This window comes from Neobacillus soli NBRC 102451, assembly GCF_001591665.1.
Lineage (GTDB): Bacteria > Bacillota > Bacilli > Bacillales > Cytobacillaceae > Neobacillus > Neobacillus soli.
Map to the genome: position 1 here is coordinate 1 of NZ_BCVI01000086.1, position 17,239 is coordinate 17,239.

Below are 17,239 nucleotides of genomic sequence, written 5' to 3' on the forward strand. Positions count from 1 at the left end.
GGAAAAAGGTGTGGATTCTCATCCACACCTTAAATACCTATAGACCACATTTTAATTGGGCACCGCAGTTTGTACATGTATTGCAGCCGCCAAGTTCCTTGACTTTTCCTTTACGGCAGACTGGGCATGTGTTGCCTACCTCGGATCCGATTGTGACACTTGTTGAACGAAGCTCAGTAATGGTATCGACAAGGACAACATGCTGCTTCGGTTTTTCTTGAAACATTGATAATTGCTCATTGGTATTTTCCTCAGCTTTAAGGGTTAATACTTGAGAATCACGTGATCCATCAACATAAACAGTCCCACCCTTTGCACCGCCGCGGTAGAGACGCTGGTATACTTTTTCAACCTGCTCCACGCTATAACCTTTTGGTGCATTAACTGTTTTACTAATTGAGCTGTCAATCCAGCGCTGGATGATGCATTGGACATCCGCATGCGCTTCAGTGGATAGCTCCATTGCTGTAACAAACCAGTGTGGAAGATTGTTTGGATCCGCTTCTGGATGTTTCTCTAGATATTCTTGAACAATATCTGCATTGACTTCGATAAATTTGCCAAGACGTCCACTTCGGAAATAAGAGAAAGAGAAATAAGGCTCCAATCCTGTGGAGACGCCAACCATTGTTCCCGTGGATCCCGTAGGAGCGACAGTTAGCAAATGTGAATTTCTTATTCCGTTTTCTAAGATAGATTGTCGGACATCTTCAGGCATTTTTTTCATAAAACCTGTATCAATGAAAGCTTGCCGTAACCGATTGGTTTCTTTAGTTGTATCACCGGTTAGGAATGGAAAACTTCCCTTCTCTTTTGCCAATTCTACTGATGTTTTATACGCAGTAGTCGCGATTGTTTCAAAAACTTGATCAACTAATTTGTTACTATCGGGTGAGCCATATTCTGTTTCACAATAAATGAGCATGTCGTGCAAGCCCATTACCCCAAGCCCCACACGTCGTTCACCAAGGGCTTGCTTTTTATTTTCCTCAAGGAAATATGGTGTTGCATTAATAACATTGTCCTGCATTCGAACGCCTACAGCGACAGTTTGCTTTAGTTTTTCAAAATCAACAGTCTTTGTTTCCTTATCAGCCATCTCCGCAAGATTAACAGCAGCAAGGTTACAGACAGAAAATGGTGCGAGTGGTTGCTCACCACACGGGTTTGTTGCAACGACTTGCTGCCCATATGCTTTGGCATTTGTCATGTCGTTAGCATTATCAATGAAAAATATTCCCGGCTCGGCCGAGTAGGTGGCGCAGATGTTAATTAAATTCCATAACTCTTTTGCTTTAAATTTCTTGTAAACTCGCACTTTGTGACCGAGTTTTTCCCACTCACGGACGTCGCCGACTTTATGCCATTGTTCATTGTAAATTTTCATTTCCTCTTCGTTGTAGTGTTCAACATATGGGAAACGAAGCTCATATTCAGCATCATTTTCAACAGCTTCCATAAATTGCTTTGTTAAACAAACGGAAATATTTGCTCCAGTTAGGAATTCAGGATTATGAACTGTGTAATTACCACCTGTTGCTAATTTTTCTTCGGCATCGGCAATAATATTTTCATCAAATCCACCAAAACCCGGAATGTTTTTGTAATTTACTATTCCTTGATACATTGCTGTTTCCTGAAGGGTTAGCGGTGTGAATTTAAGCTTATCCTTCGCATGCTTTTTAATCGTTTCATCATTTGTATTTTCAATTAAGAATCGTAAAATTCTTGGATTTTGCATCTTAGAAATAATAAATTCAATAATGTCTGGATGCCAATCCGCCAACATGATCATTTGTGCTCCACGCTTTTTTGTTACACTCTATAGAGTGGCTAGGTCATTTCTGCCTAGCTCTCATGCTTTCACATGAGATCAGAACTATATCATCAAAGATAAATACCTTTGTCTCGTGCCCCGATATTTCGTTACCGAAAAATCGGTTTACTCTTTCCATAGTGTTAAACCTTAGGAAATTTTAATAGTCGTTGAACGGTCATCTTCGTTTCCAAAGACGCTTCGCTGCTGATTGCCCAATCCTTATCATTTTCAAACCTTCACGCTCACCGTTGCCAGTCACGTTGTGGTTGATAAAGCTCTAAGGGTGTTCCAGCAATTCACGAGATTTTAATCCCGCCGTTGGAGTTAGTTAACGGGATCCACCTTGCTCCACCAAATGCGTCAATTTCGCAATATCATCGAGCCATGAAACCGAACCAGATGATTTTCCATTCACACCTCTAGCTAGAGTATTTCGCGGTCTCAGCGTCGAGCCATTCGTGCCAACACCGCCTCCGCGGCTCATAATCTCCATTACCTGTTTGCGATGATCAGAGATACCTTCGCGTGAGTCTGGAACGAACGGCATCACGTAACAATTAAAAAATGTTACGTCTGTATTTGCCCCAGCACCATAAAGAACACGGCCGGCTGGAATAAAGTTCATCGTAACAAGTTCTTGATAAAACCGCTCAAACCACTCTAAGCGCTTCTCTTCTGTTTCCTCCACAGAGGCAAGACCTGTTGCATTCCGCTTTGCAATTTGCTCGTAGAAGAGCTCTAATGGCTTTTCAATGACATCCAAAGACCTGATTATTATTCCTGTCGTGGTTTCCTCAGGATCATCGAGCGCACCTCTAAATTCCTCATCAACCAAAACCTTTGCCCTTTTATTTTCCCAGTCAATTTCCATGATGGTTCCTAAGCCTCGTGCCGGAAATTTCGGATCCTCTTTAATGGTTAGAACAACAAAGTCGCCATTCGTGAGGGTAATTTTCGCCGTGTCTTTAAAGGTGTAGCGGTCAAGCATGACCAAACGAGAAACACCCTTGTGAGTTATTTTCATATCTGGGGTTACAGGGTGCACCTGGGGAAATAAGCGGATATCCTCATTCAACCTCCCAAAATCAATATTCATTTTTTGTCTAAAAACTACAGACATGAACACAACTCCTCTATTATAAAATCTCAATCTTTTGCTTGTTCCCTAGTTTGTTTATGCTATATCTTGATGACTTAATATACATAAGTTATCATATCTACGATACAAAAATCAATATATAGTGCCTAAAATATTTTCAACACCACTACATATTGTGATACACGCAAAAAACAATAATTTTGTCAAACTTAAAATTAACTAGATTTACGAGTAAATATAAGCTTTTAATTGGTTTTCGCTAATAAACCGGTAATTTTAACAAATTCCGCAGGTTGCCTCTTTTTTCAAAAGGGTTTAATAGCAAAAAGAAAAAAGCGGCAATCGCCGCTTTCATTTATCGCTTAAAATTCCATTCATCACTTTCATATCGTTCTTTTGCCAATTTTTGAACGTACTCAAGTTCTTCTTCCGTTAATTGATAGGTTTCAAGCTCAATATTCAACCCTTCAGCAAAGCCTTGATAAAAAGCATCCTTTGCTTCCTCAAGGCTGATTCTTCTAGGACTAATTGCATTAATAGCAACCGCTTTATCTTTGAACGCCTTCTTCATCCGATCCTTTACCCGTTCATTAGAATATTTAAATAAACTAAACAGCTTATCCTCATCCAAATCCAGCAGAATCGCCCCGTGCTGTAAAATGACGCCCTTTTGTCTCGTTTGTGCACTGCCCGCAACCTTGCGGCCTTCCACAACAAGCTCATACCAGCTCGGTGCATCAAAGCAAACAGCTGAACGTGGATTTTTCAACGCATCGCGTTCTTCCATTGTTTTAGGAACAGCAAAATAAGCATCAAGCCCTAACCTGTGAAAACCTTTTAGAATCCCTTCCGATATGACACGATAGGCCTCTGTCACGGATTTAGGCATTTCAGGATGCTCTTCTGAAACAATCACGCTGTATGTAAGTTCATGTTCATGGAGAACGCCGCGCCCGCCTGTTGGTCTTCTAACAAAGCCCAGTTGGTGTGCTTTGACCGCCTCCATATCAATTTCTTTCTCAACGTTTTGAAAGTAACCTACAGATAACGTTGCTGGGTCCCAGCCGTAAAAACGAATCACCGGCGGAAATTTCCCCTCGCTATGCCAATCGAGTAATGCTTCATCTAAAGCCATATTAAAGGATGGAGAACTGTCCCCTGAATCGATAAAACGCCAAACTTCCTTTTCCATATAAAAACCTCATTTTTATAGAATTGATTCGAGTATTAGTCTACCAAAATCTGATATAGATTCAAACTGAGATGTTTCTGCTATAATTAATTTAGGCTAAAATGAAAAGATTTTTTTTATTCATCTTTATCTTTATGTGTTTGACTTATATAATAAATACTAGTGCAAACAAGTTTGAAGGGAGCAAGAAGAAGTTGAATTCACTATATTTCCTATTAATCGTTATTGTAGCAGTCATCATTTATTCCGTTTTTACTTTTTTCTATCAGAAAAGGATTGTTAAAACGGTAACAGAAGAAGAGTTCCGTGCGGGATACAGAAAGGCACAACTAATAGATGTTCGTGAAGCGAACGAATTTGATGGCGGCCATATTTTAGGAGCACGTAATATCCCCATGTCGCAAATGAAGATGCGTATGCAGGAAATTAGATCTGATATGCCGGTTTATTTATATTGCCAAAGTGGCATGCGCAGCTCTCGTGCAGCACAATTTTTACATCGTAAAGGCTATAAAGACCTAACCCAGCTTCAAGGCGGATTTAAAAAGTGGTCTGGTAAAATAAAAGCTAAGAAATAATGGAAAAATGTAAGGTTCCGGAGACGTTCCGGATCCTTTTTTATTTCGAAAGATTCCATTTGGCTCATTTTTGATGGGTTTTGGCCCCTTATACATTTTATACCAAATTGACATTAAAATATCGAATCACACACAGAAAAAGGCCAGATTCATTCGAATCTGGCCTTTTTTCATTTATTCAGCTTTCTGATATCTTAAAATTGGTTTCCTTGCTGCCTTCGTTTCATCCATGCGGCCAACCACTGTTGTATGCGGTGCCTCTTGAACGATTTCTGGATTTTCCTCAACCTCTTTGGCAATTTGAATCATTTTATCGACGAAGGAATCGAGTGTCTCTTTTGATTCTGTTTCTGTCGGCTCAATCATGATACATTCTTCCACATTTAACGGGAAGTAAATGGTTGGCGGGTGATAGCCAAAATCAAGCAGCCGTTTTGCGATGTCTAACGTCCGCACGCCTAATTTTTTCTGGCGTCTGCCACTAAGGACAAACTCATGTTTACAATGCTTATCAAATGGCAAATCATAATGTTCTGCAAGTCTTCTCATCATGTAGTTTGCGTTTAAAACGGCATACTCCGTTACGGCCTTTAAGCCATCAGGACCCATTGAACGAATATATGTGTAAGCACGAACATTGATGCCGAAGTTTCCATAAAACGGCTTAACACGGCCTATGGATTGCGGACGGTCATAATCAAGCACAAATTCATCACCGCGCTTTGAAATAATTGGCTTCGGTAAGTATGGAATTAGGTCTGCTTTCACACCAACAGGACCAGAACCAGGGCCGCCGCCGCCATGCGGGCCGGTGAATGTTTTATGAAGATTTAAATGAACGACGTCAAAGCCCATGTCGCCAGGTCTAGCTTTTGATAGAACAGCGTTTAAGTTTGCTCCATCATAATAAACTTTTCCGCCTGCATTGTGAATAATTTCTGTGATTTCAAGAATGTGTTCCTCAAATAAGCCAAGCGTGTTTGGATTGGTCAGCATGAGGGCAGCTGTATCCTCGCCAACCACTCTTCTTAAATCATCAAGATCAACAAGACCCTGGTCTGTTGACTTTACTGTAATCGTTTCAAAACCGGCGATTGTAGCGGAGGCCGGGTTTGTCCCGTGCGCGGAATCTGGTACGATTACCTTTGTCCGTTTCAGGTCACCGTTTGCTTCATGATAGGCACGGATCATCATTAATCCTGTCCATTCCCCGTGTGCACCTGCCGCTGGCTGCAATGTCACTTCATCCATTCCAGTAATTTCAATTAAATGCTCCTGCAAATCGTATAGAAGCTCTAGCGCCCCTTGGACCGAGCTTTCGTCCTGAAGTGGGTGGACATGAGCAAAGCCGTTAAAGCGGGCAACATTTTCATTGATTTTCGGGTTGTATTTCATTGTACATGAGCCTAGTGGATAAAACCCTGAGTCCAGGCCATGATTTCTTTTGGAAAGAGCCGTATAGTGGCGCATGATATCAAGCTCAGAAGCTTCCGGAAGCTCAGCCTCTTCTTCGCGTAAATACCCTTCTGGAAGAAGTCCACTGAGATCTAATTCTGGTACATCCATTTCCGGGAGACTGTATCCGATACGGCCGGGTGTACTAAGTTCAAAAATGAGCGCTTGGTCTTGATTATGCATGCAGATCCCCCAATTCTTTCACTAAAGTATCGATTTCTTCCTTCGTTCTTTGTTCTGTTACAGCAATCAGCATATGATTGGATAACTCTGAATAGTCACGTCCTAAATCATAACCCCCGATTATTCTCTTTTGTAACAGTTTTTGATTCATTTCTTTTACTGGTTTGTTTAATTTGACCACAAATTCATTGAAGGAATGGCCATCGTAAACGACTTCAAATCCGGCTTCTTTAAAGGCCTTTTTTGCATAATGTGCCTTTTGTAAATTAGCAGCAGCCATTTCATGGACACCTTTTTTACCAAGAGCCGTCATTGCAACAGATGCTGCAAGGGCGTTAAGTGCCTGGTTAGAACAAATATTAGAGGTCGCTTTTTCCCGGCGGATATGCTGTTCACGTGCTTGCAGTGTTAAAACAAAACCACGGCGGCCCTCGTCGTCCACGGTCTGTCCAACAAGACGCCCTGGAACCTTGCGAAGTAATTTATTGGTTACCGCAAAATATCCACAATGCGGTCCACCAAAGTTAGTTGAGATTCCAAACGGCTGCGCATCACCAATGACAATGTCCGCTCCAAATTTCCCTGGAGGTGTTAACACTCCAAGCGACAACGGATTGCTTGAAACGACAAACATCGATTTATTTTCGTGAATTATTTCTTCCAGTTCTTTTAATGGTTCAATTCTACCGAAGAAGTTTGGATATTGGACAATAACGGCCGCAACATCGGAGTTTATCAAACCTTTTAATGCTTCAACATCCGTTACCCCATCTTTTACAGGTACTTCTACTACCTCAAGATACTGTCCCTTTGCATACGTTTTAAGAACATCGCGGAACTCGGGATGAACGGCATTTGAAACAACGATTGTTTTCCGCTTTGTATGGCCTGCACTTAACATGGCCGCTTCAGCAAGGGCGGTTCCACCATCGTACATTGATGAGTTAGCCACATCCATTCCCGTTAATTCACAAATCATCGTTTGGAATTCAAAAATCGCTTGCAGTTCACCTTGAGAAATTTCCGGCTGGTATGGTGTATAAGCAGTATAAAATTCGGACCGAGAAATGACATGATCAACGATGACAGGCATGTAATGGTCATAAACGCCTGCACCTAGGAAAGAAACGTTTCTCTTAAGATCGGCATTGCGATCGGCTAACATAAAAAGCTCTTTCATGAGCGCAGTTTCAGACTTTGCCGCTTTAATCTTGTATTCTCCCTTAAACCTTACTTTTTCTGGGATATCGCTGAACAGTTCATCAATGGAGGAAACACCAATAGTATCAAGCATTGCCCTCTTATCTTCTTCAGTCATAGGTAAATAGCGATGTTTCATAAACCTAACTCCCTTCATCTTTTACTTTTCTCTTTTATAAAATGGTGTTGGAACGACTGTTGCTTTTAAACGTTTTCCACGAATTTCAACTTCGACCTCTGAATCGAGCCCAGCGAATTCCGTCTTAATTAAGGCAAGACCAATATTTTTCTTTAAAGTTGGTGACTGCGTCCCAGTTGTCACTTCCCCAATTAGTACTTCACCATGATAAACAGGGTACCCGTGGCGAGGGATTCCGCGGTCAATCATTTCTATCCCAACCGTTTTTCTTGGTAAACCGTTTTCCTTTTGTTGTTTTAGTGCTTCTTTTCCAATAAAATCTGCTTCTTTATTCAATTTCACTGCAAAGGCAATGCCTGCCTCTAGCGGTGATATTTCTGGGGAAAGTTCTTGGCCATATAGGGCTAAATTTGCTTCAAACCTTAGTGTGTCTCGCGCGCCTAAACCAATAGGCAAAATACCTTCTGCTTCTCCTGAAGACAATATTGCCCTCCAAAGATCAACAACATCACTGGCATCGCAATATATTTCAAAACCATCTTCACCTGTATAACCGGTTCTTGATACAAGCGTCTTTTTGCCATTTACAGTTACTTCTTGTTGGAATTTAAAAAAGCCAATTTCACTTAAATCCGTATCCGTAAGTTTTTGTAGTACTTTTTCAGCAAGAGGTCCTTGCAGGGCAAGCTGAGCTGTCTTTTCTGATAAGTTTTCAAGGCTGACATCACCATCTAAATGTTCTTCCAGCCAATTGTAATCCTTATCAATATTGGATGCGTTTACAACGAGAAGATAGTGATTGTCTTCGATTTTATAAACAAGCAAATCATCAACTGTACCGCCGTTTTCGTAGCACATGGCTGTATACTGTGCGGCACCATTTTTTATTTTCGAAATGTCATTTGTCATCATTTTTTGTAAGTAGCTTAAGCTGTCAGCGCCTTTGACTTCCACTTCACCCATATGGGACACATCAAACAAGCCTGCTCTTGTGCGGACTGCTTCATGTTCTTCCTTAATACTCGAAAATTGGACGGGCAGCTCCCAGCCACCAAAATCGATGGTTTTCCCCCCATTTTCTTTATACACATCGAAAAGCGGAGTACGTTTTAATTCTGTCATTCTTAAGTCCCCCTTCAATCTTTTACTTAGCTGTTCAGTGGATAACAAAAAAGGACAGAGACCCCCCTCGTAACGAAAGTAGGTCTCTGTCCTTGCACCTGAAAGTTTACCTAAATGGCTTTCCCCTTTGGTGGCTACATATTAATAGGTAGCACTCTCCAGAGCTGCGTCAAACAAGAGTTCTTTTGCCTGAGAGATTCACATGAATCTGCTTGCTCCTTCGGCGCTACAAAGGTAGTCTCTCCCCTTGTTGTCATTCGCATTATAATATTATCCAATTTGGTCATACTAATTATACTTAAAAAATAAATTACCTTATTAAAATATTTAAAACTTTCAAAGCTATTTTCATCCTACCATTAAATCAATGGATTGGGCAATAACTATTTATCTGAAAAGGGGCTGAAATAATGTCAGTCGAAATTGAATTTGATTCCTCTTGGCAGGATGATTTTTTACATAGAATCGAGAACGATGGTCCATGGGGAAATTGGGAGCTTTTTAAACTAGCAATTGGCGTGGAGAAACATCTTGTCATCCCTGAATTTGAAGGATTACTAGCGCCGAAGCATCTGCCCAATTTAACCCCCTTCCCGCACCAGCTCGAAACCGCGAAGCAAGTGATAGAAAACATGAATGGTAAAGCGATTCTTGCTGATGAAGTCGGACTTGGAAAAACGATTGAGGCCGGGTTAATCCTAAAGGAGTACATGATTCGCGGTTTAGTGAAAAAGGTGCTAATTCTTGTTCCTGCTTCATTGGTTACGCAGTGGGCAATTGAGCTGAATAACAAATTCTTTATCCCGGCCATTACACAGAGGAAAAGTTATGTATGGGATCAGTACGATGTTGTTGTTTCTTCAATTGATACCGCCAAACGTAACCCGCACAGGGAAATCATTTATCAGCAGGACTATGACCTGATTATTATTGACGAGGCACACAAGCTAAAAAATAATAAAACAAAAAACTACGAATTTGTCCAAAATCTAAAAAAGAAATTTTGTTTACTGTTGACCGCAACACCGATTCAAAACCGAGTCGAAGAAATATTTAATCTTGTTTCGCTGTTAAAGCCCGGACATTTAGGAAGCGAAACCGTATTTTTTGAAAAATACAAGCGCGATTCGCGTTCCTTAAATGATGACGAGCATTTAAAAGAATTAGTGAATAAGGTTATGATTCGGAACCGCCGGGCCGATACAGGAATTGAATGGACAAAACGGCATGTGGAAACGATTCCGATTGAATGCACTGCGCCTGAAAAGGAACTCTATGAGGCGATTACCACTCTAAAAAGTGACGGAGATTGGGTTCAAAGAAGCGCCTTCTCCGTGATGACCCTGCAGCGGGAGGCGTGCAGCAGCAGAGAAGCGGTTTTTTATACACTTAAAAACATGCTGCAAAGGAAAGAGAATCCAACTCCGGCCTTTGAAGAACAAATCCAATTTTTAATAAAAAAAGTCGAAGCTGTTCAGCAAAATTCAAAAGCGGAAAAAGCACTTGAATTAATTCAAAAAGTAAATGATAAAGTGATTATTTTCACCGAATATCGAGCAACACAGATGTACCTGCAGTGGTTTTTAAAGCAGCATGGAATCTCTTCTGTCCCTTTTCGGGGTGGGTTTAAGCGCGGCAAAAAGGATTGGATGCGGGAACTGTTTCAAAAGCACGCCCAAGTCCTGATTGCGACTGAAGCTGGCGGTGAAGGAATAAACCTGCAATTTTGTAATCATATTATTAACTTTGATTTGCCCTGGAATCCGATGCGGCTAGAACAGCGAATTGGACGAATCCATCGTCTTGGACAGGAAAAGGATGTCATGATTTATAATTTTGCGATTAAAAATACGGTCGAAGAACATATTTTAAAGCTTTTATATGAAAAAATTGAATTATTTGAGCGTGTGATTGGCGACCTAGATGATATTCTAACAAAACTAGAATTTGGCAATATTGAAGATCATTTAATTGATATATTCGGGCAATCCTGTTCAGAAGGTGAAATGCGGATTAAAATGGAAAATTTATCGTCTATGATTGAATTTGCCCAAACGATGAAGGAGGGGGATTCCCATGCAGCAGCAGGAAATTCATAGCTTTTTGACAAAGTATTTTCAGGCAAATGAGTGTGAAATCATTGAAAATACTGACGGGTATTTAACCGTACAGCTGACAATTGAACTTGATAAGGAATTAATGAACCGCCCTTTTTACTGGCATTATTTAGAAAAGACGGGCGGGATTCCAAATCCAATGCAGCTCACCTTCATTACGAATAAAGAAAAGGCGCCTGAAAATATGAAGGGTGAAATCATTCATTTTGGTTCGCCAAGGCTGCATCAAATATTTGAATCAGCAAAAAGTCTAGCCAGCTACATTCGGCTTTATGAAAACCATCGCCATCAGAGCAGCCAAACTCCCTTACTACCCTGGCTATGTATGAATGTTAAAATCTCCTATCAATGTGACCGTAAACGCGATATTTTTAAATCAATTGGCTTGCAGCTCATCAATGGACAAATGGTCGAAGATTTCCATGACCGTTTGCTGCAAATACAGCTGACGCCAAAAATTCCGGATTATTCCTTTACCTTATCCCCTTTAGTGAGACCGAAAAGCGGGATGTCAAGAATAGAAAGCTATCTCAAGTCCGTCATCGAAGACGACGACCATGCATGGGCCGATGATGCAAGACAACGCTGGGATCAGGATTTGCAGCTATTAAATCATTTCTATGAGGACATTGAAGAAGAAAATGAGAGCTATGAGACAGAAAAAACCGCCCTAAAAGAACAATACGAACCAAAAATCAACATCTCCTTTATAAATGGCGGACTATTCTATCTAACTGAAAAGGCAATATAAAAATGGGATATCGTGGGTGTAAGAAACCATGTGAAAATTTCACATGGTTTCTTACACCCACGTAAGTTTTTTGTCGAAAAAAATAAAAAATTTTTTAAAAATAAAAAAGGAAAAGAAAGAAGCATGTCGAATATTAACCAAAGAAAAATGAAAAGGTGGTGTTACCTATTGTTAGCTCAATAGAAATTCTAGCAAATCGAATCGTCACAGATGCCGCACGGAACCAAGCAACAGATATTCACATTATCCCAAGGAAGAATGACACACTCGTCCAAATCCGATTAACCAACAAGCTCATTCCACGACTATCCCTTCCTAAAGATGAATGCGACAGATTAATCTCACACTTTAAATTCACTGCAAACATGGATATTGGTGAAAGAAGACGCCCGCAAAGCGGAGCGATTGTTTGTCAGGTAGACGGACAATTAATGGGCCTTAGGCTTTCAACTCTTCCATCTAACAATCGAGAGAGCCTCGTCATCAGGCTATTACCCCAGCAAGAACAGATTCCTTTTCATCAACTCTCTTTATTTCCAGCTATGACAAGAAAACTACTCGCCCTTCTCAAACATGCACACGGTTTAATAATCTTCACCGGTCCGACCGGCAGCGGGAAGACCACTACTTTATACTCTCTACTTAATGAAACTGCCCACTTATTTCATCGTAATGTCATTACACTCGAAGACCCAATTGAAAAAAACTATGACTCTGTCCTCCAAATCCAAGTCAACGAAAAAGCAGGCGTCACCTATGCGGCCGGTTTAAAGGCTATTCTTCGTCATGACCCCGACATTATTATGGTTGGTGAAATCAGGGATGCGGAAACAGCAAAGATTGCCGTTCGAGCCGCGTTAACGGGGCATCTAGTGCTTAGCACGATGCATACACGTGATGCGAAGGGAGCGGTTTACCGCCTTCGTGAATTTGGTGTGAATTGGTTAGAGGTGGAACAGACCCTTATTGCCGTAACTGCACAAAGATTAGTAGAATTGACCTGCCCATATTGTGAGGGAGAGTGTTCACCTATTTGTTATTCCTATGGCCGATGGAAACGGGCAAGTGTGTTTGAGCTTTTATCGGGAAGAAATTTAAACGCAGCAATGAAAGCGGCACAGGGAGAAAATATTACAACACGCTACCGGACGATAAAAGAAGTGATAAAAAAGGGCATTGCCCTTGGATATATTCAAGAATCTGAATATGAACGATTGGTGTATGATGATGAAACATCATAAATGGTCTGTAAATGAGCAGGCAAGTTTCTTAAAGAGAACAGGTGAATTACTGGCACGGGGGTATCCAATTGCTGAAGCAATTGAATCCATAGCATTGCAGTTACCATCAAAACGAAAGGAGGAATTAAATGGCTGCTTAGTGGAATTAAAAGATGGTTTGCCGTTTCATGATGTCTTAAACAACCTCAGGTTTAACAAAGACTTAATCGGTTATGTTTATTTCGCAGAACAACATGGCAGTTTTGCCGATGCATTGCTAGAAGGGAGTGCTCTTGCCCTATTAAAGGATAAAGATGTAAGAAAGTTAATTAAATTGCTTCAATATCCAATGTTACTTATTTTTATTACTGGTTTTTTATTTATTTTCGTGGAAAATACGTTGCTTCCAAAGTTTACTAGTCTGTTTACATCACTAGGACTTGAAGCGAATTTCTTCACGAAAGTCATTTATGCGTTTGATCAATATTTTCCCATTTTTATCGGTTTGCTGATTGGTATCTTCATGATGACAGCAATCTACTATTTTCTTATTTTTAGAAAACTCACTATTCTCCAGCAAAGGATACAGCTTGTTCGTATTCCAATTGTTGGCAGGATCCTCAAATTGCTGTTTACCCACTACTTTTCCATTCAACTAAGCTTCCTGTTATCCGGTGGAATATCGGTCTCTGAAGCACTGCTTCTATTTGAAAAGAACCTACGACAACCTTTTTACAGTCAATTAGCTTTAGTGATCAAATCTAAGCTTGTTACCGGAGAAAAATTGGAAACAATTTTAGGTACTTTTTCGTTCTTTGAAAAGGAATTTCCGATGATTGTAAAACACGGCCAAGAAAATGGAAAATTAGAGCAGGAATTACTTTTTTTCAGTAAGCATTGTGTCACCAACATGGAGGAAATGATTGAAAAAAGCTTCAAAACCATTCAGCCAATTCTATACCTTTTTATTGGATTTCTTGTGGTCTCAATGTATTTAGCCATACTATTACCAATGTTCCATCTATTAGATGGCATTTAACAAATGGAGGATAAAAAAATGAACATGAAAAAAATAAACAATGAAAAAGGATTCACACTAATAGAAATGATGATCGTAATGCTGGTCATTTCGGTTTTGCTTATAATCACGATTCCAATGTCCCCGATAAAAATTGTCTTACATCGTTAAAATAAGTTATACTATGACAAAAAAAGTCCTACAATGATAATTAAAAAGGTTCAATAATAGAATATTTATACATAAAATGCATTGTGAAATACATTTCGATATAAATGCCAAAATGTGCTGATTAAAATACCGAAAAGTATATATTCTTGTTTTTGGGTAAGAATCCTTTTATCTTTTCTTCAACTAACCTGCCCTTTAGTCGATCAAAAAGCTGCTAAAATTAGCAGCTGGTTCTTCAAGGAAAGCACCCGTTACTTGAATAAGAAATAACTAGAAATATAAGAAATATGAAAAAGAAATAAACAAAATTAAAAATACAATAAAACTAATCCAAGTCAATTTTTTACTTATTCCTGCTCTTTTTTCTAAGTAATTGATATATCCATTCATTAATATAAAACCAAAAAGTATAAATGCGTTCCCTATATTATCATTTTCTTTAACCAGATACCTCATTGCAGATAAAGCAATGAGTATGGTTCCAATTGTACCCAAAATCATATTGAAATACAGAGCTTGTTTATTTTGTTTCAAAACCATCCCTCCCTCTAATGATATTTTACCTAATATCCCATTCATTTGTTGAACTATTCTGCCACGTTAACACAACAAGAAAAAAGATCGCCGCAGCGATCCTTATCTTCAACTCTTTTACCCATTAGTTTAAGTGAATCTCATTATTTACCGATATGGAATGTATCAAAACTCCCCTTAAAGCCACAGCTATTTAGTAATTCTTTATATTTTTCAACTGAAGATAAATCATAATCATTAAAATACCAAATAACTTCTTCGGTATTTATTAGACTACAAATCTCTCCTAAGTAGATTTTATCAACCATACTAAATGAAAAACCATATGAGTAAATCTTGTTGATGTTAAGTTCTTCTAGGTTATAAAAGAAGTCACAATTTGTTTCAAGAGCTTTTTCTGTTTCTTTTCTCAACTGTCGGTCAATGCGGCTTAGCCCGTTTTCAGAACCTATATGTTGTTGCATATAGATTTCAGAATAATCTTCTGTTTCACCATGTCCAAAGTAGATTTCTGCACCTTGTCTACCATGTATATGGCAAATATTACTCTCATCAATACCATATACCTCTTCTAGAGTATCAGTATAATTGAACGTTAGAAACTGTTCTCCATCCCCTATAAGTGACTTAAAGTCTTGTTTGGGTTCAGCAGAACTAATATTAATAGAATCGACCCATTCAGAAAAATAACGCTGAATTGCTGCTGTTGGAACTATAAGGTCTTCAGCAATATCTTCATTCCTACTTGCTGTTTTCCAAGGATTTATATCTCCATCTTTATCCACGATATCATCGAGCCAATCGTATACTTCACTGAAGTCTAAACGTCCTAATGATGCTTCTATATCCTTCCACTCAGCTTCATCGTTTTCTGCTTGATTGATCAAATAAAATAACATTGATAAACCTTATCTTCATCATAATGTATACCTCCATCTGGTAACATACTTCCTTCTGGTATTATTAATACATCCATCTTAATGTCTGGATGATTTGATAGTAAATACTCCCGAAAGTCCTGATACGAAGTTTTTAAACAATGAGATAAGTCAAAACCATTACCAATGAAAAATAGATTAGTCATTTTTCTCCCCCAATGAAATCAGTTACAAAAGGTATTTAACTTTCATCTTGAACAAATCCTGCCTGCTGTAAAATATCCAACTTTCGCGGCGATAGTTGGATAAGACCCAGCTTAAAATTACAACGTATATGGAGGATAGTTGTTGGTATATGTTATCTCCCCATTTTAAAATCATCATATCTTCTCAATACTTCTAAAATTGAGATTTGTACTATATTTAATCTGAACATACTATCATTTTCATCAGACAACCCTGGATGGGACCCTTGAGTATGTAGCCTCTTCCAAAACGTTTCAAAGTAGCCTGTACCGTCATTTAACCATTCATTTAACTCTGGATAAAACAATTTAGGTGTACTTTGTGATAGTGCCGTTCTAGCATGGTGACTTTTATTGAATGTATTTCCAGTTACATCTTCGGCTAATTTGCATAACAATTCTTCCACAAAAGTTCTTATTTGACTATTACAAGCAGCCCAATCTCCTCTAGTAAAAGCATTTACTGCTTGAGTATAGTGCCCTTCAGCAGTACTAAAATTATATTTATTTAGTAATTCAAATAACAAACCTTCATTTTCAACATAATCAATTGTTGAATCCACCATTCTAACTAATTGTTTATCCCTAATTTCAAACCCGTCTTTTAGAAGCAATCTTTTTAATTTAGGATATTCGTTAAATTCCCCTGATTGATCATCATAATAATAATCATTATTAATATAGATATCTAAAATCTCTTCAACCATTTCATAAGCCATATTCCCTCCTAAAATGCCTTTTGCATCAGGGTTATCAATTAAATATCTTACTGCTGCTAATGCCTTATTATCCTTATTTGATGCAGAAACAGTATGTTCTTCAATGCCATATTTAAAAAAGAATTTATCTAATACAGCATGAGATTGGTTACTGAATAAAGAAAAAACATCCATTATGGTAGCCCTAGAAAACATTCAAATTTCTCCTTTTTGTATGTATTTATTCCTAGATTAATTCTCTACAAGATACTTAAATACCTCCTTATTAAACTAATCTGCCAGTTAGCGGAACAAGAAAAGCGACTGCTCTTATTTAACAATCGCCTTCGTTAGTTTAAAAACTATCTCAATGGTTTTCCAGAGACAATATGCCAATGGAGATGTTTTGAGTCCTGATAATCTCCTAAGTTTGTAATAACTTTACAAGCTCCGTTTTCTTCAGTAACCATAGTTGCAACCTTTTTAATTACTTTCAATAATTCTAATAATAATTCGTTATCACTTTCTTCTAATGTAATTAAAGAAGGGATATGTTTCTTAGGTATTGCAACTATATGGACTGGATAAAAAGGTCTTGTATGATAATAGGCTAATACATTTTCTGTTTCCAACACCTTATTTACCTGGGGTTTACCACTTAATACTTCATCACAATAAAAATCTTCAGTCATAATGCCCTCCATCAAAGCTAATTTTATCTTAATTGTTCATTTAACTTATTCTATGACCTTATTCTACAAACCTGCTTCGTTACTTAAAGAAGAAAAAAGCGACCTTCGTTATTGAAGTATCGCTACCC

Annotated in this window: 14 protein-coding genes, 3 pseudogenes and 1 riboswitch; of the genes and pseudogenes, 6 read left to right on the forward strand and 11 right to left on the reverse strand. The window is 38.7% G+C overall.

All coding sequences use genetic code 11. From position 1 onward, the window contains the following. Window positions 1-37: 37 nt before the first annotated feature. The 3 genes and pseudogenes from BSO02S_RS24435 to lipM form a co-directional block, all read right to left on the reverse strand. Window positions 38-1,810 (reverse strand): annotated as a pseudogene (locus BSO02S_RS24435) (vitamin B12-dependent ribonucleotide reductase); the annotation flags it as partial. Window positions 1,811-2,150: 340 nt separating this feature from the next. Continuing rightward, a pseudogene (locus BSO02S_RS24440) lies at window positions 2,151-2,939 on the reverse strand (ribonucleotide reductase barrel domain-containing protein); the annotation flags it as partial. Between the two features lie 334 nt (window positions 2,940-3,273). Further along, window positions 3,274-4,110, reverse strand: a complete 837-nt coding sequence (gene lipM / locus BSO02S_RS24445; RefSeq protein WP_066074105.1) for a lipoate--protein ligase family protein — start codon at window positions 4,108-4,110, stop codon at window positions 3,274-3,276. 194 nt (window positions 4,111-4,304) lie between these two features. Between lipM and BSO02S_RS24450 the strand changes: the two genes are divergently transcribed. After that, window positions 4,305-4,688, forward strand: coding sequence for a rhodanese-like domain-containing protein (locus tag BSO02S_RS24450; protein ID WP_066074108.1), 384 nt, complete (start codon window positions 4,305-4,307; stop codon window positions 4,686-4,688). 174 nt (window positions 4,689-4,862) lie between these two features. On the opposite strand, the gene gcvPB is transcribed toward BSO02S_RS24450, so the two are convergent. From gcvPB to gcvT, 3 genes are read right to left on the reverse strand one after another with little or no spacing between them, the layout of a single operon-like run. After that, entirely contained in the window at window positions 4,863-6,326 is a 1,464-nt protein-coding gene (gene gcvPB / locus BSO02S_RS24455; RefSeq protein WP_066074111.1) for an aminomethyl-transferring glycine dehydrogenase subunit GcvPB, read from the reverse strand. Next, window positions 6,319-7,665: an aminomethyl-transferring glycine dehydrogenase subunit GcvPA gene (gene gcvPA, locus BSO02S_RS24460; RefSeq protein WP_066074114.1), complete on the reverse strand. Its 1,347-nt coding sequence runs from the start codon at window positions 7,663-7,665 to the stop codon at window positions 6,319-6,321. The genes gcvPB and gcvPA overlap by 8 nt, the downstream gene beginning before the upstream one ends. Window positions 7,666-7,686: 21 nt before the next feature. Continuing rightward, complete coding sequence (gcvT, locus tag BSO02S_RS24465) at window positions 7,687-8,787, reverse strand: glycine cleavage system aminomethyltransferase GcvT (protein WP_066074117.1); 1,101 nt, start codon at window positions 8,785-8,787, stop codon at window positions 7,687-7,689. Window positions 8,788-8,954: 167 nt separating this feature from the next. Next, window positions 8,955-9,044, reverse strand: a riboswitch (glycine riboswitch). A 153-nt stretch (window positions 9,045-9,197) separates the two neighbouring features. Here gcvT and BSO02S_RS24470 point away from each other — a divergent pair. The 5 genes and pseudogenes from BSO02S_RS24470 to BSO02S_RS26700 form a co-directional block, all read left to right on the forward strand. Continuing rightward, entirely contained in the window at window positions 9,198-10,886 is a 1,689-nt protein-coding gene (locus BSO02S_RS24470; RefSeq protein WP_066074120.1) for a DEAD/DEAH box helicase, read from the forward strand. Next, window positions 10,864-11,655: a YqhG family protein gene (locus BSO02S_RS24475; RefSeq protein ID WP_066074123.1), complete on the forward strand. Its 792-nt coding sequence runs from the start codon at window positions 10,864-10,866 to the stop codon at window positions 11,653-11,655. The genes BSO02S_RS24470 and BSO02S_RS24475 overlap by 23 nt, the downstream gene beginning before the upstream one ends. A gap of 155 nt (window positions 11,656-11,810) precedes the next feature. Continuing rightward, the gene (gene comGA / locus BSO02S_RS24480; RefSeq protein ID WP_066074126.1) at window positions 11,811-12,896 is read left to right on the forward strand and encodes a competence type IV pilus ATPase ComGA; all 1,086 of its coding nucleotides are present in this window, start codon (window positions 11,811-11,813) and stop codon (window positions 12,894-12,896) included. Further along, window positions 12,883-13,914, forward strand: a complete 1,032-nt coding sequence (gene comGB / locus BSO02S_RS24485; protein WP_066074129.1) for a competence type IV pilus assembly protein ComGB — start codon at window positions 12,883-12,885, stop codon at window positions 13,912-13,914. The genes comGA and comGB overlap by 14 nt, the downstream gene beginning before the upstream one ends. Window positions 13,915-13,938: 24 nt before the next feature. Then, window positions 13,939-14,031, forward strand: a pseudogene (locus tag BSO02S_RS26700) (prepilin-type N-terminal cleavage/methylation domain-containing protein); the annotation flags it as partial. Window positions 14,032-14,334: 303 nt separating this feature from the next. Here the strand turns inward: BSO02S_RS26700 and BSO02S_RS24490 are convergent. From BSO02S_RS24490 to BSO02S_RS24510, 5 genes are all read right to left on the reverse strand, one after another. After that, entirely contained in the window at window positions 14,335-14,598 is a 264-nt protein-coding gene (locus BSO02S_RS24490) for a hypothetical protein (protein ID WP_066074132.1), read from the reverse strand. A 143-nt stretch (window positions 14,599-14,741) separates the two neighbouring features. Beyond that, window positions 14,742-15,497, reverse strand: a complete 756-nt coding sequence (locus BSO02S_RS24495) for a bacteriophage abortive infection AbiH family protein (RefSeq protein ID WP_066074135.1) — start codon at window positions 15,495-15,497, stop codon at window positions 14,742-14,744. Continuing rightward, window positions 15,482-15,682 (reverse strand): AbiH family protein, encoded by a 201-nt coding sequence (locus BSO02S_RS28340; RefSeq protein WP_066074138.1) that lies wholly within the window; start codon window positions 15,680-15,682, stop codon window positions 15,482-15,484. Before BSO02S_RS28340 ends, BSO02S_RS24495 begins: the two co-directional genes overlap by 16 nt. A 152-nt stretch (window positions 15,683-15,834) precedes the next feature. Beyond that, the gene (locus BSO02S_RS24505) at window positions 15,835-16,635 is read right to left on the reverse strand and encodes a hypothetical protein (protein ID WP_066074142.1); all 801 of its coding nucleotides are present in this window, start codon (window positions 16,633-16,635) and stop codon (window positions 15,835-15,837) included. Window positions 16,636-16,781: 146 nt separating this feature from the next. Then, window positions 16,782-17,111, reverse strand: coding sequence for an HIT domain-containing protein (locus BSO02S_RS24510; protein WP_066074145.1), 330 nt, complete (start codon window positions 17,109-17,111; stop codon window positions 16,782-16,784). Window positions 17,112-17,239 lie beyond the last annotated feature (128 nt).